Consider the following 22,423-nt stretch of genomic DNA (forward strand, 5'->3'; position numbering starts at 1 on the left):
TTTTTTGCTTTTTTGATGTCTGATTATAAAAATCATGACACAACAATTACGAAAACAAGCATTTAAAGAACAACTAGATTTAGGTAAAATGGCACTTAAAAACAAACGTTTTAAAGTGTCATTTTATCATTTTGAAAACGCTCATATTCTTGGGCAAAAACATTGGTACCGACATACAGTTTCTCATTACTGGATGCTACTACACGGAATTCGATCAAAAAACTTCAAAGAGATTCTAGGGCAAATTACTAGAATTTTAGCTTCCTTAATCTTCACTAACATCTGGGTACCAAAAGGAAATACTGGCGGTGCTAACATTTCTCCTATCAAACCAATTCCCATTCGAAAAGAACTTCAAAAATATTTTTCAAGTTAAATGCATCTTTTTACAAAGAACTAAGTCTACTATATGAAACTTTTAAACAATAATATCATGATATATAAAAATCAATGTACTTGTAACTGTGAAGGATGTAAAAATGGAAACTGCAACAGTTGTACTTGTGAAAACTGTACATGCAACAATTGCAATTGTTAATGAATTCATTTGTTAACTACTCGTTCAATTCAAATTAGAATTGAATAACAGAAAATGTATCGAGGTACCTATGCTTCGATACATTTTTAAAACCACTCAATAAAACATTTTTTGTAAATTTATAATATGACTACACAACAGGTTTGGACAAAATATGCAGATGATATCAGATACTTTATATTAAGTAAAGTGAAGGATAAAGATCTTACCGAAGATGTGTTACAGGATACTTTTATAAAAGTACACACTAAGCTTCATACTCTTAAGGATATTACCAAACTAAAACCATGGATTTTCACCATTGCTCGAAATTCTGTCATAGATTATTTTAAAAGTACTAATCAAACTTTTGAATTGGCCAATTTCGAAACGGAGACAAAAATAGAAGCACATAAGCACACCGAACAAGATTGTTTACGAGGTATTTTAGAAAGTCTTCCTAAAAAATATAGAGACCCTCTATTTCTCTCAGATATTAAAGGTTTAAAACAACAAGAAGTAGCCCAACAACTCAACCAAAGTTTATCCACTACAAAATCGCAAATACAACGTGCTCGTAAATTAATTGCCAAAGGCTTTATGGACTGTTGTGGATTTGTATTAAACGAAGAAGGAAAACTGGTAGGAGAAATTCAGGATAAAGACGATTGCAAAGTTTGTAATTAATTCTTTTTTCAAGTATGTTTGAAAAAGAATTAACTAACTATGGAAAACACCCCCACTCGTTTTGATATTTTACAAGCTGAAATTTCAAAAATGATTGAACTTACTTCTTATCGAACTAAGAACAACAAAAAGAAATCATTCCGAATTTACATTAGTATTGCCATCTCATCGGCGTTAATCACTTTTTTGGTAGCTGTAGGAGATGATTTCCCTAATTTTAAAACCACTATAAAAATTCTAACACTTTTTTTTAGTGCTTTAAGTACCATCTTTGCCGCATGGGACGGGTTTTATAGTTATAAAGAATTATGGGTTATTTATGGAGATACACGAGACCGGTTAAAAGAACTAGAATTAAAAACAAAACTTGCTACCAAAGAAGAAAAAAACGATTCTGAATATATTTCTAAAATTCATACAGAATTTCAATCGATTGTTAACAAAGGCAAATACAAATGGAAAGAACTTCGTTTAGACGATAATGGAAATTAAATTTGGAATAACAATTGCAGTTAACTCGTTGATTTTGTATCTTTGATATTATGGTTACTGAAAAAGCAAATAACAGAAAAGAAGATTTAAGTACTAAATTCAGGGAAGCTGGTTCCACTGGAGAAAAACTACATGTAATGCCTCGTAGAGGACAGTGGGTAGTTTTTAAGGAAAGAACCGAAAAAGTTATTTCGCAACACTCTACAAGAAGAAGTGCCATATTAAAAGGAAAGAAAATTATTCAATTACAACATGCAGAAGCATTAGTAATACACAAAATTGACGGGTCTGTAGATAAGGTTCAATTTGCTGGATAATATTTATGGCTTTCGAAAACAACCTCTTCATTAATTGTCCTTTCGATAACGAATACAAACCAATACTCAAAGCTGTAGTATTTAGTGCAGTATATTTAGGGCTAAACCCTTTGTTATCTGAAACTATAAACTCTGCAGAATCTAGGGTATCTGGAATTCAAAACTTGATTCTACAAGCACAATATAGCATTCACGATTTGTCTCGAATGGAATCTACTCAAAAAAATCAATTAGCGCGATTTAATATGCCTTTTGAATTAGGAATGGATATAGGCTGTAAGGTTTTTGGAGAAGAAAAAATGCGTAATAAGTTCTTATTGATTTTAGATAAAGAACGTTATCGCTACCAACGAGCCATCTCAGATTTATCGGGGAATGATATTGAAATTCATAGAAACTCACCGGAAGCTGCTATTCGAAAACTTAGAAATTGGCTTCGTAAAATTAAAAACGAACAAATAGATAGTGCGAATAAAATTTGGCGTCTGTACAACGAATTCAATGGTGACTTCTATCAAATTGCTCATGAAAATGAACTTAACAAAGAAGATATTGAGGAGATGCCATGGGATGAATACTGCTACTATATTAACCAATGGATCATTGGTCGAAGAAACCTTAATTAATTTATTCGAAAAAAGTAAACTTTAGTATTTTTGTGTAAACTCAACACTAAATGAAGATACCACAAAATATAAAAGTTGCTGTAGATGCTGTTGTTTTTGGTTATGAACAAAAAGAGCTCTCTGTATTATTAATTAAAAGAGGGGTTGAACCCTATAAAGGTACTTGGGCATTGCCTGGTGGATTAGTTTTAGAAAATGAATCACTAGAAGATGCGGTACAAAGAGAATTACAGGAAGAAACAGGAGTTACGATAGATTATCTAGAGCAGCTATACACTTTTGGAACTCCTGGGAGAGATCCTAGAAATCGCGTTGTCTCAGTTACTTATTTTGGCTTGGTAAGTCCGAATCATTTTAAAATTAGTGCAGATACCGACGCAGATGATGTACAATGGTTTTCTATTGACCAACTTCCTGAGTTAGCTTTTGATCATGATCTAATTTTAAATACTGCCTTAGAAAGACTTAAAAGTAAAATCAACTACCAACCTATCGGTTTTGAACTACTAAAAAAAGAATTTCCTTTTTCAGATTTAGAAAACTTATACCAAACGATTCTTAATAGAAAAATAGACCGAAGAAACTTTAGAAAAAAAATTCTAAGTTTTGGAATACTTACAGAAACAGATAAGATTCACCAACCTTCTAGCGGAAGACCTGCAAAACTTTTTAAGTTCAACGCTAAGAAATACAAAGAGCTTGAAAAAGAAGGATTTCACTTCGAAATAAAGTTTGCGTAAAAAAAACACAAAACTCTTTTGCTATCTATAAAACTTTTTTATTTTTGCGTTAAAATTACGCAATATGATTTTAAATTTAGACACAGAGTTTACTCCATACGGAACAGAGAATACAATAACCTATAAAGCTTTTACTTTTTCGGGAGGAGAACCGCATATTAAAATCATATCTGTATTAGAAAATGTTGAAGAAGTAATCATTACTCATCGCATTCAGTCATTTAATGATATAGGAATGCTATTGTTAGCAACCGATGCTTTAAGAAATATGGGAGTTCGAAAATTACATTTAGTACTTCCCTATTTTCCAGCAGCTCGCCAAGATAGATTAATGGTTACTGGTGAACCTTTATCGGTAAAAGTATATGCTAACGTTATTAACAGTCAAAATTATGACTCGGTTAGCATTTTTGATCCGCACTCTGAAGTTACTCCTGCATTATTGAATAATTGTAAAGTAATTGATAATTACAAGTTCATTGAAAGTATAACCCAACAGCTTTCTAAAGATCTTATATTAATCTCTCCTGACGGAGGTGCATTAAAGAAAATATATAAAGCAGCTGCTTATTTGCAAGAATATCAAGTCGTAGAAGGCTCAAAAAGCAGAGATGTAAAAACGGGTGCACTTACAGGATTTAAAGTATACACGGATGATTTGCAAGGCAAAGACTGCTTAATTGTAGATGATATATGCGATGGAGGGGGTACTTTTTTAGGACTAGCAAAAGAGTTAAAAGTAAAAAATGCCGGCAATTTATATTTAGCCGTAAGCCATGGTATATTTAGTCGAGGATTTGAAGAGCTGGAAAAAGTATTTACAAAAATATTTACAACAGATAGTTTTAAAACTATTGAACATAAAAGTTGCGTACAAATAAAATTGAAAGAAATATTAAAAGAATGACTATGAAACTAAAAACAACGCTATATAAAGAACAACTAAAAAAATGGCCAGAAAAGGGACACCATATAATGGCGCAATATGATAAAGAAAAAGTGATTGTATATCAATCGTATCGTCCAGCTATTGGGAATTTTGCTATGAAAAACCAGTACTTTGGTGGCCCTTTTAAATATACTCGTATGACCTGGATTAAACCTAACTTTTTATGGATGATGTATCGTAATGGTTGGGGAACAAAAGAAGGTCAGGAAGTAGTATTAGCTATCCATATAAAAAGAGAAGCGTTTGAACGTTACCTAAATAAAGCTGTCTACTCTAGTTTCAAAGAAGATTTATATGGGAGTTGGGAGCTTTGGCAAGAAGAAGTAAAAAACTCATCTATCAGATTACAATGGGATCCAGATCATGATCCATATGGAGCAAAGCTAGAGAGAAGAGCTATTCAAATAGGTATTAGAAATGAGGAAATTGTTCAATATGCTAGAGAAGATATTATTGAAATTGAGGATATTTCTGATTTTGTTCAAGAACAATATCAATATGTTTTAAATAAAGATCTAGATAAGTTAATCATTCCTGAAGAAAAACCATATCTATCATTTGATACTAGTGTAAATAAAAGATTAATGCTTGAAAATAATAACTATGAAAAATAATGTAATCACATCCACATTTATTGGACTAGCAGTTGCTGATGCTCTAGGAGTTCCAGTAGAATTCATGAGCAGAGCAGCATTAAAAAATAATCCAGTAACAGATATGAGAGCCTTTGGAACACATCATCAACCCCAAGGTACTTGGTCTGATGATAGTTCCTTAACTTTTTGTTTAGCTGACAGCTTATGTAAGGGCTATGATTTAGTGGATATCTCTCAAAAGTTTGTACAATGGATGCGAGGACAAATTTGGACTCCTCATGGATCTGTTTTTGATATTGGAATACAAACTAGAAGTGCTATTTATCAATTAATTGGTATACTAAAGAAAAAAGAATACAAAGATTTAGAGCTTCTAAAATACTCTGGTGATGAATACACAAATGGTAATGGTTCTTTAATGAGAATAATTCCTTTGCTATTCTATATCAAAGACAAAGATATTATTGAACAATTTGATATTATATGGCATGTTTCCTCTTTGACTCATCCACATATTCGATCAGCCATTGCATGTTTGATTTATTTAAAACTTGCAGAATACATATTACAAGGTAGTTCTATTGAGGACTCTCATAAAAATATGGTTCAAGATGTTTTAGCATTCTTTGAAAAAAGGAAGATATCAGCATATGAACAAAAACATTTTAAAAAAGTTTTACAACTAAATTTAAAAAACTTAAAAGAAGAAGAAATTAGTTCAGGAGGTTATGTAATGTATACTTTAGAAGCCTCTTTATGGTGTTTATTAAATACTTCTAGTTATAGTGAAGCTGTTTTAAAAGCTGTTAATTTAGGTGATGACACAGATACAACAGCTACTGTAGTCGGTGCTATTGCAGGAATGCATTATGGATTAGATAATATTCCAAATGATTGGATTGATTGTTTAGCAAGGATAAATGACATTTTTGAATTAAGCGAACAATTTGCTAAAAAATACGGTTATGAATAACATACAATATATAAAGGGAGATGCAACACAGCCAACAGGAAACGGTAATAAAATTATCGTACATGTTTGTAATAATATTGGCGGTTGGGGAAAAGGGTTTGTTATGGCACTTTCTAAACGATGGAAAGCTCCAGAACAAGAATATCGAAAATGGCATACTTCCCAAGTTGGTTTTGAACTAGGAGCTGTTCAATTTGTGCAAGTTGAAAAAGATTTATGGATTGCCAATGTAATTGGTCAACATAAAATTAGGAAAGACAAACAAGGAAATCCGCCTATTCGATATAAAGCAATTCAAGACGGCTTGAAAAAAGTTAGTCAGAAAGCAAAAGAATTAAATGCTTCGGTACATATGCCAAGAATTGGCTGTGGCTTAGCTGGTGGAACTTGGGATAAAATAGAACCCCTAATTACAAAAGAACTAATAACACATCAAATTCGTACCACAGTGTATGATTTTGAATAAGAAATATAATTATGAATGAAAAAGAAACAAAAAGAATCAGTAAGTTTTTAAGCTTACTATTAAGACATCAACCTGATAAAATTGGCTTAACGTTAGATAAAAACGGATGGGCATTTGTAGAGGAATTGATTTCTAAATCAAAAAAATCCGGAACTTGGTTTTCTATGGAAGATTTAGAGTTTGTTGTAAAAACCAATGACAAACAACGCTTCGCTTTCAACGAAGACAAAACTAAAATTAGGGCCAATCAAGGACACTCGCTTAAAAATGTAGAAGTACTTACAGAAATAAAAGAGCCTCCTACTTTTTTATATCATGGTACTGTAGCCAAATTTATATCATCCATAAAAGAAAAAGGTTTACAAAAAATGAGCAGACAACATGTTCATTTAAGTGCAGATAAAGAAACTGCTATAAAAGTGGCTAGTAGAAGAGGAAAACCAATAATCTTAACAATTCGTACTGGAGAAATGTATAGAGAGAAACATCCTTTTTTTCAATCTGAAAATGGGGTTTGGTTAACCGATCAAGTACCTACTAAATATATTGAGTTTTAAAATTTACTCAAAAACAATAAACCTATGAAAAAAGAACTAATAGAAATTGTTTCAAATAAGATAAGCAATAAAAACCTCAAAAAAAACAAAATAACATTTTTAACTGGCGCAGGAATTTCCGCTGAAAGTGGTATCCCAACATACAGAGGAAAAGATGGAATCTGGATAAAAGGTAGTACATTTTACAAGCCTGAGTCTTTTGGTACTTTTGAACATTTTTCAAAAAACATTGATCAAGTTTGGCAATATACTTTCTTTAGAAAAAAAATGTTTCATGATGCCAACCCAAATAAAAATCATAAGTTATTAGTTGAAATTGAGCAGAAACTTGATGATAGATTTTATTGCATTACACAGAATATTGATAACCTACATCAAAGAGCTGGAACTAGGAACTTATATGAAATTCATGGTAATTTACGTGAAATGCGATGTGCTGAAGAATGTTCCAAGGAAGTCTATAAAATCCCTTCTGAAGTTTCTTTAAAGAAATTAGATGAGGATTTAACTTATGATGAAAAAGAGCTCCTAAAATGTCCTAAATGCGGTGAAGACACTAGACCTAACATTCTTTGGTTTGATGAATATTATAACGAAAGAAACTTTAAACTTCACTCCTCATTAAAAGTAGCAAAAAACTCTAGTTTACTGATAGTACTTGGTACTTCAGGAGCAACCAACCTACCTATTGGTCTTGTCGAACAAACATTAAAATATGGTGGTCATGTGATTGATGTTAATCTAGAAGACAATAACTTTACAAGAAAGTTCTCTTCAAAAAAACATTTCCACTCAGTAAGAAATGATATAAACTCTTTTCTTATGGAACTTTTAAAACTAATACAATGAAAACATTTGTAATTGGAGATATACATGGAGGTTTAAAAGCACTTCCACAAATTTTAAAAAAGGCGAAGGTAACTACTGAAGATACTTTGATCTTTTTAGGAGATTATGTTGATGGTTGGAGCGAATCTGCTCAAGTAATAGACTACCTCATCAACCTAAACAGAACACATCATTGTATTTTTATCAAAGGAAACCATGATATATGGTGTGAAGACTGGTTGAGGACTGGAAAAGGAGAAGTTGTTTGGGAAATTAATGGAGGTAATGAAACTAAAGATAGTTACATGGATTTTTCAGAAGAAGAAAAACAAGAACATTTGGATTTTTTCAAAGAAATGAAACCTTACCATATCGATTCTGAAAATCGTTTATTTATCCATGCAGGATTTACTTCTATGCATGGTGTAGAAAAAGAAACTTTCAAATTGAATTATTATTTCGACAGAACTCTTTGGGAAATGGCCCTCACTATGGACAAAAGAATTGAAAAGAATTCAGAATTATATCCTAATCGATTAAAACATTATCAAGAAATTTATATTGGACATACTCCAACAATACGATATAATAGTAAGCAACCCATAAATGCCATAAATATTTGGAACTTAGATACTGGAGCTGCATTTACTGGAGCCTTAACCATTATGGATATTGATACCAAAGAGTATTGGCAAAGTGAACCTTTGAAAGATTTATATCCTAAAGAAAAAGGAAGAAACTAAACATCATTGCGAAGAAGGGTAAACGAACGACGCAATCTTTTTATAAAAATAACACTATGAAATACACTAACGAAAAAATAATAGAACGCTTTAATAATAATGAAACTTTAAAATTCTTATTCTTTTGGGGACATCAACCTAATAAAGATGGAAGCATAGGCAAAAGTTGTTTTAGTCAATGGTGGGAAGCTTCATTTGAAATTGATGGAATCACCTACCCTACTGCAGAGCATTATATGATGGCAAGAAAAGCTCGCTTATTTAAAGATGAAGAAATATTACAAAAAATTCTTATTGCAACGCATCCTCACGATGCTAAAAAATTAGGACGAAAGGTAAAGAACTTCACACCCGAATTATGGAACGAACATAAGTTTAATATTGTTTTAGAAGCGAACTATGCAAAATTCTCTCAAAACGAAACTTTAAAAGAATACCTAGTAAACACAAAAGGTCGAATTATTGTAGAGGCCAGTCCAAGAGATAGAATTTGGGGGATTGGCATGGGACAATCAAATGAAAAAGCAATGAATCCAAATTTATGGAGAGGACACAATCTTTTAGGCTATGTATTGATGGAAGTTAGAGATCAATTAAATAATTAGGCTAAACTCTATGCTTGATATCAATCATTACTCTAAACTAAACTTAAAATACAATCCTTTTTCATATTTAAATGATCAAGAACTACTAGCGGTAACAGAAGAGCGAATGAATCTTAAAGATCTAGCTTTAAAAATAACCACTAGTAGTTCTTGTTTTGTTGAATTTTATGGTAAAAAAGGGAGAGGAAAATCAACACTCTTGCAATCACTTTATTCCAACTACTTGCCCAATGCTACTTTTGTTAAATTAAAGAAGAAAAAGCCCGAATATGTACAAGTAGTACCAGGTATTCTTATCATAGACTCTTTTCAATTGCTTTCTATTCAAAATAAACTGCAACTATTTAAAAATCAACACAAACTAATTATTGGTTCTCACTACTCTCATAAAATTCCGTATTTTTCGAGAAGAAAATTATATGAAAAAGTAAATTTCAACAAACTAGAAATAGATATAAACCTTATAAAAAAAATTGTACAGCAAAGAATTCAATTGGCATGTTTAGATTCTGACAAAGAATCTATAAAAATTAAAGACGAATACCTTAAAAGATTACTAGCAACCTATGGTAACAATTTAAGAGCAATTCAAACATGTTTATATGATTTTTTCTTAAACCCCAATAAAGAACTATATGAGCTATACTAACTTTGTAGATATTAAAATTGTGCTTGATGAAAATGAATTTCAAGTAAACCAACCTATTACAGGTGAAATATTTGTAAAAAACAACAGTCCTATTCATTTAGACCTTGAAACAATTGAAATTAAACTATCTCTAAAACATCAAGGAAAAGGAGAAACGGATGAAATTACATTGGATTACTATTTCATAAACGATTATCCAAAAATTTCTAGAGGTCAAACCATTTCATCTAAGTTTTCATTCAACCCTGCTTTTAATGTTTCTTTCATTGGTAAAAACATGACACAATCGATCTTATTAACCACAAAAGTTGATATTAAAAAGGAAAGTGAAAAACTATTAAGAAAAGAAAAACTATCTGATTTTAAGTTAGGAGGGTATCTAAAAGGTCTTGTTTCTCCAGATTTTTATGATGAGACTCCAGTTTTAGTTATAAAAGGGGATACTCCGTATAAATTTAAGAAAACTTCAGGAAGTATTAAGCCTGGTATTAAAAAAGCAATATCTATTTTATTCTTTGGTTTTGTTATTGTAACAATTCTTAGTCTCTTTATATATTCAACAATAGATATGTTGGAAGTATGGTATACATCTTTGTCAATATATATTATACTATTAGGAGTAGTTTACTTTTACAAGATCAAACCTTCTCTTGCCATAGGCAAAATCGATTATAAATTAACAACAATAGATGACAGCTTCTACCAAACAAGTTTAAGGTTTAAAAAAAGAACTAGAATGATACAACATATAAACTGTCAACTCATTGCAAAAGAGAAAGTAACCTATGATAATGGCAGCAGTCGTTCTACGGTAACAAAAAACTTTTATGAAGGGCCAATAACCAAAGTTACTTCTACAAACTTACATTCCTTTAAATCAGAACTCCCAACCAAATCACTTCCTATTTCAATTAACAACAACGATTTTGAGATCTTATGGTACTTGAAATTGGAAGTTTTAACCAGAGGTAATAAACGTTTAAATGGAGAAGGTTTAATCGAATTAGATTTCCCAATAGACTTTTAAAACATCTTTTAAAAAGGAAAATTTTGCTAGTTAAATTTAATTTGCGTATTTTTGACGCAAATTAAATTATTACACTATGAATCCATTATTATATACAGACGGTTATAAAGTAGATCACAGAAGACAATATCCTAATCAAACTACCTTAGTATATTCAAACTGGACCCCTAGAAAAAGTAGAATTAATGGAATTGAAAAAGTTGTATTCTTCGGACTACAATACTTCATTAAAAAATACATTATTGAAGAATTTGAAACAAACTTCTTTAACAAACCCAAAGAAGAAATTTGTAAACAATACAGCAGACGAATCAATAATTATTTAGGGCAAAATCAAGTAGGCATTCAACATATTGAAGCACTTCATGATTTAGGATACATTCCAATGGCTATTAAAGCTTTACCTGAAGGAGTTGAAGTACCAATTCGAGTACCAATGTTTACCATGTACAACACCTTACCAGAATTCTTTTGGTTAACCAACTATTTTGAAACTTTATTATCCACTACCGTTTGGTTACCATGTAACTCTGCTACCATTGCAAAACAATACAGAAAAATATTAGATCAATACGCAGAAGAAACCTCTTCTACTCCAGAGTTTGTAGACTGGCAAGGGCATGACTTTTCTATGAGAGGAATGGCAGGCTTGGAAGCTGCAGAATTAAGTGCAGCAGGACACTTATTGAGTTTTACAGGTACCGATACCATTCCTGCAATTGACTTTTTAGAAAAATACTACAATGCCAATTCTGATCTTGAATTAGTGGGTGGTTCTGTTGCCGCTACAGAACACTCTGTAATGTGTATGGGAACCAATAGTGGGGAACACGAAACTTTTAAACGATTGATTACCGATGTTTATCCGAACGGAATTGTTTCTATCGTTTCTGACACATGGGATTTATGGAAAGTATTAACTGAATACTTACCTAACTTAAAAGAAGAAGTATTAGCACGTGACGGAAAAGTAGTGATTCGACCTGATAGTGGAGATCCTGTAGACATCATTTGTGGAAACCCTAATGCAAGCACTGTCGTTGAACAAAAAGGAGTGATACAACTTCTTTGGGAAACTTTTGGAGGAACCACCAATGAAAAAGGGTATAAAGAATTAGATCCTCATATTGGTGCTATTTATGGAGACAGCATTACCATTGAAAGAGCTACACAAATTTGTGAACGCCTAAAACAAAACGGTTTCGCTTCTACCAATGTAGTCTTGGGAATAGGTTCTTTTACCTATCAATACAATACTCGCGATACGTTTGGTTTTGCGATGAAAGCTACTTATGGAGAAGTAGACGGTATTGGAAGAGATATTTTTAAAGATCCTATTACCGATGATGGAACTAAAAAATCAGCTAAAGGATTACTAAAAATCACTCTTGAAAATGGAGAATATCAACTACAAGATCAAGTTAATTGGGAAGAAGAACAACAAGGTGAACTTCGAGAAGTTTTTCGTAATGGAGAATTATTAATTAATGAAAAATTAAGTGATATCCGCCAACGAGTAAAAAATACTATTATAGAGCCTATTGCATTATAAAAAGAAAGGTTGGATTAAAAATCCAACCTTTTTTATTTCTCTATTATCGTCTTTTTTTCTTAAAACCTTTATTCTTTCTTCTCGATGGTTTCTCTTTATAGGTAACTGCATCGTTAAAAGTATTCTTTGTTTTTCCTGGCTTATTCTTTCTCCAAGAATTATCTGGCGGCAATAGCTTTTGTAATAAATCACTACGTCCAACCTTTGTAAGGGTGTCTTTAATCCACTTTCTATTTTCTTTCTTATACCAAAAGAAGAATTTATGTTGATCTAACTTCTCTTTTTTCGTTTTTGGAGTATTTACTTCTTTTAACGTATATGGATGATAACCACTATAGTAAATTACAGTAGCAACTGTCATTGGTGTCGGCGTAAAATCTTGTACCTGCTCTAACTGGAACCCCATATCCTTTGTTTCTGCAGCTAAATTTGCCATATCCTCTGGCTCACAAGCAGGATGACTAGAAATAAAGTATGGTATTAACTGAAGATTTAACTTCTTACGCTTATTAATCTTATCAAAACGCTCCTTAAACTTATGAAAATATGTAAACGATGGTTTACGCATTAATTTTAGCACAGGATCTGAAGTATGCTCTGGAGCTACCTTTAAACGACCAGAAACGTGCTTTGTCATTACCTCTTCAGTATATGCATCTAATTCTTTAGGGTCCGCATTTTTATTGAATTCTGGCACTAACATATCATGCCGAATTCCACTACCGATAAATGATTTTTTAATCTTCGGATGTTTATCAACTGCCTGATATAACTCTGTTAATGGCTTATGCGAAGTATCTAAATTACTACATATCACAGGAGAAATACAAGAGGGTGCAACACACTTGTCGCAAATAGCCTGTACCTTTCCTTTCATTTGATACATATTTGCTGATGGTCCTCCAATATCAGATAGATACCCTTTAAAATCATCCATCTTTGTCAATTCATCCACCTCCTTTAAAACAGATTCCTGACTTCTACTTGCTATAAACTTTCCTTGATGCGCTGAAATTGTACAAAAACTACATCCACCAAAACATCCTCTGTGAATATTTACCGAGAACTTAATCATTTCATAAGCAGGAATGGCTCCTCTCTTATTATACTTTGGATGCGGCATTCTTGTGTAGGGCAAATCAAAAGAACCATCAATCTCCTTTTCTGTCATAGTTGGATATGGTGGATTGATCATTAACTTCTTATCTCCTACACCTTGAAAAATTCTTCGAGCATATAATTTATTAGACTCTTGCTCTATTACTTTAAAGTTAGAAGCATACGCCTTCTTATCTCTTAAACAAACTTCATGAGAAGAAATCTCAACATCTTGCCAATTCTTATTCTTAGGTACCTTCTCTCCTTCTTCTAATAAAACAGCTGTTTGTTTGATGGTTTTTAAACTAGAAAACGGAACTCCTTTTTGTAAAAGTTCCACAACTTCACGTAACGGCTGTTCTCCCATTCCGTAAACCAACATATCGGCTCCGGAAGTTTCTAAAATTGAAGGCATCAATTTATCCGACCAATAATCGTAATGTGTTACACGACGTAACGAAGCCTCGATTCCTCCAATTAATACAGGAACATCAGGGAATTTTTCTTTTAAAATCTTCGTGTATACAGTAGTCGCGTAATCTGGTCTAAAACCTTTATCTCCATTTGGAGTATATGCGTCTTTATCTCTTCGACGTTTACTTGCAGTATAGTTACTTACCATGGAGTCCATACAACCTGCTGTAACTCCAAAAAATAAACGTGGAGTTCCTAACTTGGTAAAATCTTGCAAATTATCGTTCACACTTGGTTGCGGTACAATTGCTACGCGCAAACCATAACTCTCTAATATACGTCCAATTACTGCAGGACCAAATGCTGGATGATCTACATATGCATCTCCACTGAATAGGATTACATCTAATTCATCCCATCCTCTTAACTTCACCTCCTTGTTTGTCGTAGGTAACCAATCTGAAAGTCGTCTAATTCTCATGCCGCTGCAAAGGTACGATGTTTTAATTTATTGATGGCGTCTTAAATTTTTGTTAAACGCGTAACATTTACTGTAACAATTCTTCTTTACTCTATACAAATCAATCAAACTAAATACATCTAATGAAAAAATTAATATTAGGAATGGCTACATTGGCCTTCATTGCCAGTTGTTCATCTACTAAAAACTTAAACAACAGTACTTCATTAATAGAGACGACTATTGATTTAGAAAACGTAATAGACGATAAAGTTACCGTCGAAGTCAATCCACAAAAAATAAAACAAGCAACCATTACTTATCAAATTCCTGCAATTGTTCCAGGAACTTATAAAATGAGTAATTATGGACAATTCATTTCTAATTTTAAAGCTTTTGATTATAAAGGGAATGAATTAGTTGTAAAAAAGCTTGACACAAATTCTTGGCAAATAGAAAATGCTTCTCAAATGGACAAACTATCTTACCAAGTAGATGATACTTTTGACTCTGAAGTTAAACATGGTATTTATGTTATGGCAGGTACAAATATTGAAGAGGGTAAAAACTTTATTTTGAACCTACCTGGATTTATTGGGTATTTTAAAGGTAAAAAAGAATCTCCATACAGTATTAAAGTACAGCACCCTGAAAACTTAATTGAAACTACTTCATTAATTAATAAAAACAAGAATAATGCTAACAAAACAGAAGATGTTTTCCATGCAGCACGTTATGATGAAATTTCTGATAGCCCAATTATGTATGCTCCTGCAAACACAATTAGTTTTAATGTAGATGGAATTGATGTTTCTTTAGTTATTTATTCTCCAAACGGAGTTCATAAAGCCGAGGATTTTAAGGCACCATTACAAAAAATGATGCAAGCACAATCTAACTTCTTAAAAGGATTTGATACCACAAAAGAGTACAACATTTTAGTATATCTGTTTGATGATAAAACCTATAAGTTTGACATCTATGGAGCTTTAGAACACAATACCTCAACAACGGTAGTATACCCAGAGTCTTTACCAAAAGAGCAATTAGTAGATAATATGATCAATCATGTTGTTTCTCATGAATTCTTTCACATTGTAACTCCTCTTTCAGTTCATTCAGAAGAGATCCATAATTTCAATTTCAATCAACCAAATATGTCCAAACATTTATGGATGTATGAAGGAATTACAGAATATTTTGCACACTTATTCCAGGTAAATCAAGGATTAATTTCAGAGCAGGAATTCATTAATAATATGAATGGTAAAATTGCAACCTCTAAACGTTTTAAAGATGATATGTCTTTTACTGAAATGAGTAAAAACATCTTAGATGAGAAATATGCTCCTAACTATTCAAATGTATATATGAAAGGTGCTTTAATTGGGATGTGTATCGATATCATTTTAAGAGAAGAAAGTAACGGAACTTATGGCCTAAGGAACTTAATGAAAGACTTATCTAATAAGTATGGAAAAAATAAACCTTTTAAAGACGATGAAATCATTGACGAAATTATTAAAATGACCAATCCTAAAGTAGGTGAATTCTTTGCTACTCATGTACAAGGGGCTACTCCGATAGCGTACTCAAAATATTTTAATAAGGTTGGAGTAAAAAATCAAACTACTACAGAAAACTCAACTTATTTCATTGATAAAAAAGGACGTCCATTTATATCAGTAAACAAAGACAAGAAAATATTCTTTACTAAAAAAACCAACTCTGGATTAACAAATTTAGGGGTAAAAGCAGGAGATATTTTAGAGTCGGTAAATGGAGAAAAAGTATCTTTAGAAAACATCAGACCTATTATTGGTAAAACAATGCAATGGAAAACTGGAGATACTATTAGTTTAGAGGTTACTAGAGATGGAAAAATTTTAAAGTTAGGTGGTAACTATGTGCAACCTACTTCAGAAGCTACAAGTTTAACCATTGACAATGCCGCAAATGAAACTCAAAATAAATTAAGAAATTCTTGGTTAAAAAGTTAATATTACTTTCTAATCACTCAACTGAAAGCCCTCTTTTTGAGGGCTTTTCCTTTTAAGATGATTTTTTTTATTTTTGATACTCAATCTAAAAATCAAAGTGCATGAAAAAATCTATTTTAATTATTGTAGCCTTATTCTTTGGTAGTATTTCTTCTTTTTCTCAGATAAAAAGTGAAAAAATCACACCTCCTTCAGAAGGAAAAGCTGTAATTTATTTTTTAAGAACAACATCTTTGGGAGCACTCATGAATATGAGATATTTTAACAAAGATGTTTATCTAGGTAAATTTAATGGCGTAAACTATTTAAGATATGAATGTGATCCTGGTAAAACCTATTTTTGGATTAAAGCAGAAAACATTGATGTTTTAGAAGCTAACTTAGAAGTCAATAAAATATATTTAGTGGAAACAAATGCAGCTATGGGAGCATTTTCTGCTTCAGCTAAATTTAAAATTGTCGATTTTGAAAATGAAAAGCAAATCAAAAGAATTAATAAATTACTGAACAAAAAAGATTCAAAAACATTTACTCAAAACGAATTAAAAAAGCAGATGAGAAAACAGAACAAATCTTTTCAAAAAGGAATGAGAAAGGTTCGTTCTATAATAAAAGAGGGAGATTTTAAGAAATTAACCTCAAACATGAACTATGTTCAATAAACGTAATAAAGAAGAGTTTTTACTCTTCTTTATTTATGATTAAATGTGGTACTTTTTCCAAATCCCAATTTATCACCAAACCTCCGGCTAAAGACTGTGTTATTTCCTCCCCATATAAAAACTCACATAAGTACAACGCCGCCTCGAATGATTTTGCTCCTCCTGCTGAAGTAATATATTTACCATCATGCACAAATAACACATCTTTCCTGATATCTAATTCAGGAAATTTAGCACGCATCTTATCTATATCTGAAGGAAAAGTTGTAGAAACTTTTTCATTTAAAACTCCTGCTTTTGCCAGTACAAAAGCACCATCACAATGAGAAGTAACAAATTGTGCTTCTTCATCAACTTTTTGTACAAATTGAATTAATTGCTCATTTTCTAAATCTGTATCCAAATGATGTTCTGCAGAGGGAACTACCAAAATATCAATCTTTGGTAAAGAGTCTTTAACATAATTAAAATCTGGTAAAATCCTCATTCCTTCGAAGGTAGTAATTGGTGCATCTGTATCTGCTACTGTAAAAACATTCATTGCTTTGATCCCATCTCTAAAAATAGTATGTTGAAAAATATCAAATGGAGCTGTTAACTCAGTATTATAAGTTCCGTCCATTATTAAAAAAGCAACATTGAATCGATTAGGTTTTAATTCAGGAAACACTTTTTTGACATCCTCTTTTTCAATTTTAGTTTTTGTTTTTTGAAGACAAGAAGATAACACTATAACAAATAGAAGAAACGTAATTTTTTTCATGAGTAAAATTTAAGAAAGTTTAAAAATACTCATTTTATAATAGTTCTGTTTTTATTAAGATGATTCCCTTTCCGTTTAACAAATAATTAAGATTTTATAAGATATGATTCGCTAATTTCGACAAATTTCACAATTAATTAACATCATGAATATAAAATTAGTCACAAGAATTTTATCTTTTCTTTTTGTTTTTGTCATTACTCATAATGTAGATGCGCAAAGGAAAAAGAAGAAAAGAAAAAATCAAAAAACTACTACTACTGCTCCAGCATCAAAATCAAAAAAACCTAAAAAAGGTGAGATTCTACCTTACGAAAAGGTAGTTACCAAAAAACATACAACAGATGATGGTTTGTTTAAGGTTCATCAAAAAGAACAGAACTATTTATTTGAAATTCCGAATTCTTTGTTAGGCAAAGAAATGTTAATGGTTACAAGGATAGCTAAAACTGCCAATGGAATTGGTTTTGGAGGAGGAAAACAAAACACGCAAGTACTTCGTTGGGAGAAAAAACATAAAAAAATACTATTAAGAGTTGTTTCTCATGCAGTAGTAGCTGACAGTATTTTACCTGTTCATGAGGCTGTTACCAACTCTAATTTTGAACCTATCCTATTTTCTTTTCCTATAAAAGCTTTTAGTAAAGATTCATCTGCAACTGTAATAGACGCTACTCCATTATTTACAAAAGACGTTAAAGCAATTGGATTTCCTCAATTTAGAAGAAAACGTTACAAAATAACAAAGTTAGATGGTACGCGTTCATATATTGATAGAGTAAGTAGCTATCCTAAGAATATTGAAATCAGACACGTAAAAACATATGCTTCTAACCAACCACCATCAAATAGAAGTGTTGGTTCTGTTTCTCTAGAAATTAGTAATTCAATGATTCTTCTTCCAGAAAAGCCTATGAAACGTAGGTATTTTGATCAACGTGTAGGATGGTTTACCAGTTCTCAAACTGATTATGGCTTAGATGTTCAAAAAAGTAAAAAAGTAACCTATTTAGATCGTTGGAGATTAGAGGTTAAAGAAGAAGACATTGAAAAATTTAAACGTGGTGAATTAGTAGAACCTAAAAAACCTATCGTTTATTATATAGATAGAGCAACTCCAAAAAAATGGAGAAAATATTTAAAGCAAGGAATTGAAGATTGGCAAGTTGCTTTTGAAGCTGCTGGGTTTAAAAATGCCATTATTGCAAAAGACCCGCCTACAAAAGAAGAAGACCCTGATTGGTCTCCAGAAGATGTAAGATATTCTGTTGTGAGATACTTAGCTTCTCCAATTCCTAATGCCAACGGGCCACACGTAAGCGATCCTCGTTCTGGTGAAATTTTAGAATCTGATATTAACTGGTATCATAATGTAATGACTTTACTTCATAATTGGTTCTTTATTCAAACAGCCGCTATCAACCCGGAAGCAAGAAGTAACGAATTTAAGGATGAGGTTATGGGACGTTTGATTCGTTTTGTATCAGCCCATGAAGTAGGACATACAATTGGATTACCTCATAATATGGGTAGTTCTGTTGCTTATCCAGTTGATTCACTTCGCTCTGCTTCCTTTACTAAAAAATTTGGTACTGCTCCATCTATTATGGATTATGCTCGATTCAATTATATTGCGCAACCGGAAGACAAAGGGGTTGCTTTGATGCCAGATATTGGTCCGTATGACAAATACGCTATCAGTTGGGGGTATAGACCTATTTTAAATGTTTCGGCGAAGGATGAAAAAACAACTTTAAATCAATGGATTACAGAAAAAGCAAACAATCCTTTGTATCGTTTCGGACATCAACAAGCTCGTAATGTAATTGACCCAAGTTCTCAAACAGAAGATTTAGGAGATAATGCTATTAAAGCAAGTGAATATGGAATTAAAAATTTAAAGCGCATTTTACCTCGTTTAGAAGAATGGACCACTGAAAAAGGTGAAAATTACGATGAATTAAATACCATGTATGGACAACTTGTTGGACAATTTAATAGATACATGGGACATGTAAGTTCTAATATTGGAGGTGTATATGAAAACTATAAAACTGCCGATCAAGATGGAGCTGTTTATACACATGTAGATAAAAATCATCAAAGAAACGCTTTACGTTTTATCAACGAGCAATTATTCAAAACACCTAATTGGTTAATTGATAAAAACATATATAGTAAAACAGAATTCTCTGGTTCAGGAGAAGATATTAGTCGTTTACAAGTAAGAACTTTGAATCGAATTTTAAAAACGGGACGAATGACCCGTATGATTGAAAACGAAACCTTAAATGGTAATACAGCATATACCTTGGTAAATATGATGTCTGATTTACGTAAGGGTGTTTGGAATGAAATATATAATAATCGTTCGATAGACACCTATAGAAGAAATCTACAAAGAGCTTATTTAGAACGTCTTGATTTTTTACTAAATAAAGCGAAAGATCAAAAAACAATTAGCAACGGAGGTTATGTTAAACAAACAGGTGTAACTATAAATCAATCAGATATTAAACCAGTAGTGAGAGGAGAATTAAAACGTTTAAAAAGAGATATTAAACGTAGTATTCCATCGGCAAGAAATACCATTAGCCGCTATCACTTGCAAGATGCAGTTGACAGAATTGATACTATTTTAAATCCGAAATAATTAAATATATAAAAGAGATCTAATTTACTAGGTCTCTTTTTTTATATTTACCACACTATTACAATTAACCACATGAAATCACAATTAAAACTATTACTGTTATCGTTATTTATAATAACGAGTTGCTCCAAAAAGACTGACGCTAATAAAGAAGAAAAAGTAGACACTTTTGTTCAAGATAATTATACTAAACAAGAAGTTAGTATTGAAATGAGAGATGGTGTTAAACTGCACACAACTATTTACTCTCCTAAAGACACCAGTAAAACATACCCTATCTTATTACAACGTACACCTTATAGTTGTAGACCCTATGGAGAAGATAAATTCAGAAAAAAAATTGGCCCAAACCCAATTTTAATGAAAGAAGGGAATATCATTGTATATCAAGATGTACGTGGAAGGTGGAAGAGCGAAGGTGTTTATGACAATATGCGCGCATATATCCCTAATAAAACAGCAAAGCAATCAGATGAAACTACAGACACCTACGACACCATCGATTGGCTTGTAAATAACGTAAACCATAATAATGGTAATGTAGGAACTTGGGGAATTTCTTATCCTGGTCATTATGCTACCGTTTCTACTATTGATGCTCACCCTGCATTAAAAGCTGCATCTCCACAAGCTTGTATTGGAGATTTCTTTTTTGATGATTTCCATCATAATGGAGCATTTTTACTGAGCTATTTTAAAGTTATTCCTCTATTCGGAACTTATAAAGATCAACCTACCGACTCTGCTTGGTATTCTTTTCCTGATATGAAAACACAAGATCAATATCAATTTTTCTTAGATAAAGGACCTTTAAAAAATCTAAACGAATATTTTCAATACGACAAATTAGATACCAAGACTGCAGAAAGTAAAAATCGTATTGATGATTTCTTTTGGAAAGAAATTGTAGAACATCCAAACTACGACTCTATTTGGAAAAGTAAAGGTATTATTCAACACTTAAACAAAGTACCTTCAACAGTTGCTACTATGGTTGTTGGTGGTTGGTTTGATGCTGAAGATTTGTATGGTCCATTAGAAACTTATAAAAATATTGAAAAACATCAACCAAATAATTATAACACATTAGTATTTGGACCATGGGATCATGGTGGATGGTCTAGAAATAAAGTACCTAATAAAGTAGGTAATTATTATTTTGGAGACTCTATTTCTTTAAATTTTCAAAAAAACATCGAAACAAAGTTCTTCAATCATTTCTTAAAAGAAGGAGGCTCTAAAAACTCTGGTTTACCAGAAGCACATGTTTTTGATACTGGAAAAAAAGAATGGAAAAATTATGATACTTGGCCTCCGAAAAACAGAAAAAAACAAACTTTTTTCTTGTCTGATAACCAGAAGTTAACCACAGCAAAAAAATCAGAATCTAAAATAAATTTTATCAGTGATGTAAAAAATCCAGTTCCTTATTCTGAAGATATTAAAACTGTTTTTACTCCACGAAAGTATATGACTGATGACCAACGTTTCGCAGCAAGACGCCCAGATGTTTTAGTTTTTGAAACAGATGTTTTATCAGAAGATTTAACTCTTGCTGGTGATATCTTAGCAAACTTAAAAGTAGCTACTACTGGAACCGCTGGAGATTGGATTGTAAAAGTAATTGACGTTCACCCTCACGATTTAAAAAATGACAATAAAGAGATGCAATCTCACTTAAAATTGAGCAACTATCATATGATGGTTCGTAGTGAGGTAATGCGTGGACGCTTTAGAAATAGTTTTTCTAAACCTGAACCATTTGTTCCAAACAAAAAAACGGCTGTAGACATTAAACTACAGGATGTATTTCATACAGTAAAAAAAGGGCATAAACTTCAAATACAAATACAAAGCACTTGGTTCCCTTTAATTGATTTGAATCCGCAAACTTATGTAGATAATATTTACAAAGCGAATGAAGATGACTTTAAAACGCAAACACATTCTGTCTTTACCGACTCCAGTATAGAATTCACAATCTTAGAATAATTTTTTAAGCTCGTGTTTATAACACGAGCTTTTTATTTTTAAATGAATTGCCCATAT

23 protein-coding genes are annotated in these 22,423 nt (G+C 31.8%); 21 read left to right on the top strand and 2 right to left on the bottom strand.

Annotated elements, in window-relative coordinates:
* Nucleotides 1-34 precede the first annotated feature (34 nt).
* The 17 genes from ABNT22_RS15480 (at nucleotide 35) to ABNT22_RS15560 (ending at nucleotide 12,324) form a co-directional block, all read left to right on the top strand.
* Nucleotides 35-376, top strand: a complete 342-nt coding sequence (locus ABNT22_RS15480; protein WP_348717770.1) for a DUF3703 domain-containing protein — start codon at nucleotides 35-37, stop codon at nucleotides 374-376.
* 288 nt (nucleotides 377-664) lie between these two features.
* The gene (locus ABNT22_RS15485) at nucleotides 665-1,204 is read left to right on the top strand and encodes a sigma-70 family RNA polymerase sigma factor (protein WP_348717769.1); all 540 of its coding nucleotides are present in this window, start codon (nucleotides 665-667) and stop codon (nucleotides 1,202-1,204) included.
* A 39-nt stretch (nucleotides 1,205-1,243) separates the two neighbouring features.
* Nucleotides 1,244-1,696 carry an SLATT domain-containing protein gene (locus tag ABNT22_RS15490; protein WP_348717768.1) on the top strand — a complete coding sequence of 151 codons (453 nt, stop codon included), beginning with the start codon at nucleotides 1,244-1,246 and terminating at the stop codon, nucleotides 1,694-1,696.
* A 50-nt stretch (nucleotides 1,697-1,746) separates the two neighbouring features.
* Entirely contained in the window at nucleotides 1,747-2,013 is a 267-nt protein-coding gene (locus ABNT22_RS15495; protein WP_348717767.1) for a DUF2188 domain-containing protein, read from the top strand.
* Nucleotides 2,014-2,018: 5 nt separating this feature from the next.
* Nucleotides 2,019-2,639 (top strand): hypothetical protein, encoded by a 621-nt coding sequence (locus ABNT22_RS15500; RefSeq protein WP_348717766.1) that lies wholly within the window; start codon nucleotides 2,019-2,021, stop codon nucleotides 2,637-2,639.
* A gap of 50 nt (nucleotides 2,640-2,689) precedes the next feature.
* Entirely contained in the window at nucleotides 2,690-3,379 is a 690-nt protein-coding gene (locus ABNT22_RS15505) for an NUDIX domain-containing protein (protein WP_348717765.1), read from the top strand.
* A 64-nt stretch (nucleotides 3,380-3,443) separates the two neighbouring features.
* Nucleotides 3,444-4,286 (top strand): ribose-phosphate diphosphokinase, encoded by an 843-nt coding sequence (prs, locus tag ABNT22_RS15510; protein WP_348717764.1) that lies wholly within the window; start codon nucleotides 3,444-3,446, stop codon nucleotides 4,284-4,286.
* Nucleotides 4,287-4,288: 2 nt separating this feature from the next.
* Entirely contained in the window at nucleotides 4,289-4,942 is a 654-nt protein-coding gene (locus ABNT22_RS15515; protein ID WP_348717763.1) for a DUF4291 domain-containing protein, read from the top strand.
* Nucleotides 4,932-5,897, top strand: a complete 966-nt coding sequence (locus ABNT22_RS15520; RefSeq protein ID WP_348717762.1) for an ADP-ribosylglycohydrolase family protein — start codon at nucleotides 4,932-4,934, stop codon at nucleotides 5,895-5,897. Before ABNT22_RS15515 ends, ABNT22_RS15520 begins: the two co-directional genes overlap by 11 nt.
* A complete protein-coding gene (locus tag ABNT22_RS15525; protein ID WP_348717761.1) occupies nucleotides 5,890-6,363 on the top strand; it encodes a macro domain-containing protein in 474 nt (157 codons plus the stop codon). The genes ABNT22_RS15520 and ABNT22_RS15525 overlap by 8 nt, the downstream gene beginning before the upstream one ends.
* Before the next feature lie 11 nt (nucleotides 6,364-6,374).
* The gene (locus ABNT22_RS15530; RefSeq protein WP_348717760.1) at nucleotides 6,375-6,920 is read left to right on the top strand and encodes an RNA 2'-phosphotransferase; all 546 of its coding nucleotides are present in this window, start codon (nucleotides 6,375-6,377) and stop codon (nucleotides 6,918-6,920) included.
* 24 nt (nucleotides 6,921-6,944) lie between these two features.
* Complete coding sequence (locus tag ABNT22_RS15535) at nucleotides 6,945-7,769, top strand: SIR2 family NAD-dependent protein deacylase (RefSeq protein WP_348717759.1); 825 nt, start codon at nucleotides 6,945-6,947, stop codon at nucleotides 7,767-7,769.
* The gene (locus ABNT22_RS15540) at nucleotides 7,766-8,491 is read left to right on the top strand and encodes a metallophosphoesterase family protein (RefSeq protein ID WP_348717758.1); all 726 of its coding nucleotides are present in this window, start codon (nucleotides 7,766-7,768) and stop codon (nucleotides 8,489-8,491) included. The genes ABNT22_RS15535 and ABNT22_RS15540 overlap by 4 nt, the downstream gene beginning before the upstream one ends.
* A gap of 56 nt (nucleotides 8,492-8,547) precedes the next feature.
* Entirely contained in the window at nucleotides 8,548-9,096 is a 549-nt protein-coding gene (locus tag ABNT22_RS15545; RefSeq protein WP_348717757.1) for an NADAR family protein, read from the top strand.
* A 10-nt stretch (nucleotides 9,097-9,106) separates the two neighbouring features.
* Nucleotides 9,107-9,745 (top strand): hypothetical protein, encoded by a 639-nt coding sequence (locus ABNT22_RS15550; protein ID WP_348717756.1) that lies wholly within the window; start codon nucleotides 9,107-9,109, stop codon nucleotides 9,743-9,745.
* Complete coding sequence (locus ABNT22_RS15555) at nucleotides 9,732-10,772, top strand: hypothetical protein (protein WP_348717755.1); 1,041 nt, start codon at nucleotides 9,732-9,734, stop codon at nucleotides 10,770-10,772. The genes ABNT22_RS15550 and ABNT22_RS15555 overlap by 14 nt, the downstream gene beginning before the upstream one ends.
* 76 nt (nucleotides 10,773-10,848) lie before the next feature.
* On the top strand, nucleotides 10,849-12,324 hold the full coding sequence (locus tag ABNT22_RS15560; RefSeq protein WP_348717754.1) for a nicotinate phosphoribosyltransferase: 1,476 nt from the start codon (nucleotides 10,849-10,851) through the stop codon (nucleotides 12,322-12,324).
* A gap of 43 nt (nucleotides 12,325-12,367) precedes the next feature.
* Here ABNT22_RS15560 and ABNT22_RS15565 read toward each other — a convergent pair whose 3' ends face one another.
* The gene (locus ABNT22_RS15565; RefSeq protein ID WP_348717753.1) at nucleotides 12,368-14,317 is read right to left on the bottom strand and encodes a YgiQ family radical SAM protein; all 1,950 of its coding nucleotides are present in this window, start codon (nucleotides 14,315-14,317) and stop codon (nucleotides 12,368-12,370) included.
* Between the two features lie 122 nt (nucleotides 14,318-14,439).
* Here ABNT22_RS15565 and ABNT22_RS15570 point away from each other — a divergent pair, with 122 nt between their 5' ends.
* Both ABNT22_RS15570 and ABNT22_RS15575 read left to right on the top strand, forming a co-directional pair.
* The gene (locus tag ABNT22_RS15570) at nucleotides 14,440-16,296 is read left to right on the top strand and encodes a peptidase M61 (protein WP_348717752.1); all 1,857 of its coding nucleotides are present in this window, start codon (nucleotides 14,440-14,442) and stop codon (nucleotides 16,294-16,296) included.
* 101 nt (nucleotides 16,297-16,397) lie between these two features.
* Nucleotides 16,398-16,958 (top strand): hypothetical protein, encoded by a 561-nt coding sequence (locus ABNT22_RS15575; RefSeq protein ID WP_348717751.1) that lies wholly within the window; start codon nucleotides 16,398-16,400, stop codon nucleotides 16,956-16,958.
* Nucleotides 16,959-16,977: 19 nt separating this feature from the next.
* On the opposite strand, the gene ABNT22_RS15580 is transcribed toward ABNT22_RS15575, so the two are convergent.
* Entirely contained in the window at nucleotides 16,978-17,721 is a 744-nt protein-coding gene (locus ABNT22_RS15580; protein WP_348717750.1) for a DJ-1/PfpI family protein, read from the bottom strand.
* Between the two features lie 145 nt (nucleotides 17,722-17,866).
* Here ABNT22_RS15580 and ABNT22_RS15585 point away from each other — a divergent pair, with 145 nt between their 5' ends.
* Both ABNT22_RS15585 and ABNT22_RS15590 read left to right on the top strand, forming a co-directional pair.
* Entirely contained in the window at nucleotides 17,867-20,374 is a 2,508-nt protein-coding gene (locus ABNT22_RS15585) for a zinc-dependent metalloprotease (RefSeq protein ID WP_348717749.1), read from the top strand.
* A gap of 72 nt (nucleotides 20,375-20,446) precedes the next feature.
* On the top strand, nucleotides 20,447-22,366 hold the full coding sequence (locus tag ABNT22_RS15590) for a CocE/NonD family hydrolase (RefSeq protein ID WP_348717748.1): 1,920 nt from the start codon (nucleotides 20,447-20,449) through the stop codon (nucleotides 22,364-22,366).
* The last annotated feature ends 57 nt before the right edge of the window (nucleotides 22,367-22,423 follow it).

The sequence above is a fragment of the Tenacibaculum sp. 190130A14a genome, from assembly GCF_964048965.1.
GTDB classification, from domain to species: Bacteria; Bacteroidota; Bacteroidia; order Flavobacteriales; family Flavobacteriaceae; genus Polaribacter; species Polaribacter polynesiense.

Excerpts from the sequence above, each read along its gene's own strand:
- ABNT22_RS15550 (WP_348717756.1), top strand. The coding sequence starts at position 9,107 with ATGCTTGATATCAATCATTACTCTAAACTAAACTTAAAATACAATCCT.
- prs (WP_348717764.1), top strand. The coding sequence starts at position 3,444 with ATGATTTTAAATTTAGACACAGAGTTTACTCCATACGGAACAGAGAAT.
- ABNT22_RS15485 (WP_348717769.1), top strand. The coding sequence starts at position 665 with ATGACTACACAACAGGTTTGGACAAAATATGCAGATGATATCAGATAC.
- ABNT22_RS15545 (WP_348717757.1), top strand. The coding sequence starts at position 8,548 with ATGAAATACACTAACGAAAAAATAATAGAACGCTTTAATAATAATGAA.
- ABNT22_RS15585 (WP_348717749.1), top strand. The coding sequence starts at position 17,867 with ATGAATATAAAATTAGTCACAAGAATTTTATCTTTTCTTTTTGTTTTT.
- ABNT22_RS15565 (WP_348717753.1), bottom strand. The coding sequence starts at position 14,317 with ATGAGAATTAGACGACTTTCAGATTGGTTACCTACGACAAACAAGGAG.
- ABNT22_RS15590 (WP_348717748.1), top strand. The coding sequence starts at position 20,447 with ATGAAATCACAATTAAAACTATTACTGTTATCGTTATTTATAATAACG.
- ABNT22_RS15530 (WP_348717760.1), top strand. The coding sequence starts at position 6,375 with ATGAATGAAAAAGAAACAAAAAGAATCAGTAAGTTTTTAAGCTTACTA.
- ABNT22_RS15535 (WP_348717759.1), top strand. The coding sequence starts at position 6,945 with ATGAAAAAAGAACTAATAGAAATTGTTTCAAATAAGATAAGCAATAAA.
- ABNT22_RS15525 (WP_348717761.1), top strand. The coding sequence starts at position 5,890 with ATGAATAACATACAATATATAAAGGGAGATGCAACACAGCCAACAGGA.
- ABNT22_RS15490 (WP_348717768.1), top strand. The coding sequence starts at position 1,244 with ATGGAAAACACCCCCACTCGTTTTGATATTTTACAAGCTGAAATTTCA.
- ABNT22_RS15480 (WP_348717770.1), top strand. The coding sequence starts at position 35 with ATGACACAACAATTACGAAAACAAGCATTTAAAGAACAACTAGATTTA.
- ABNT22_RS15560 (WP_348717754.1), top strand. The coding sequence starts at position 10,849 with ATGAATCCATTATTATATACAGACGGTTATAAAGTAGATCACAGAAGA.
- ABNT22_RS15555 (WP_348717755.1), top strand. The coding sequence starts at position 9,732 with ATGAGCTATACTAACTTTGTAGATATTAAAATTGTGCTTGATGAAAAT.
- ABNT22_RS15515 (WP_348717763.1), top strand. The coding sequence starts at position 4,289 with ATGAAACTAAAAACAACGCTATATAAAGAACAACTAAAAAAATGGCCA.
- ABNT22_RS15570 (WP_348717752.1), top strand. The coding sequence starts at position 14,440 with ATGAAAAAATTAATATTAGGAATGGCTACATTGGCCTTCATTGCCAGT.
- ABNT22_RS15540 (WP_348717758.1), top strand. The coding sequence starts at position 7,766 with ATGAAAACATTTGTAATTGGAGATATACATGGAGGTTTAAAAGCACTT.
- ABNT22_RS15520 (WP_348717762.1), top strand. The coding sequence starts at position 4,932 with ATGAAAAATAATGTAATCACATCCACATTTATTGGACTAGCAGTTGCT.
- ABNT22_RS15575 (WP_348717751.1), top strand. The coding sequence starts at position 16,398 with ATGAAAAAATCTATTTTAATTATTGTAGCCTTATTCTTTGGTAGTATT.
- ABNT22_RS15500 (WP_348717766.1), top strand. The coding sequence starts at position 2,019 with ATGGCTTTCGAAAACAACCTCTTCATTAATTGTCCTTTCGATAACGAA.
- ABNT22_RS15505 (WP_348717765.1), top strand. The coding sequence starts at position 2,690 with ATGAAGATACCACAAAATATAAAAGTTGCTGTAGATGCTGTTGTTTTT.
- ABNT22_RS15495 (WP_348717767.1), top strand. The coding sequence starts at position 1,747 with ATGGTTACTGAAAAAGCAAATAACAGAAAAGAAGATTTAAGTACTAAA.
- ABNT22_RS15580 (WP_348717750.1), bottom strand. The coding sequence starts at position 17,721 with ATGAAAAAAATTACGTTTCTTCTATTTGTTATAGTGTTATCTTCTTGT.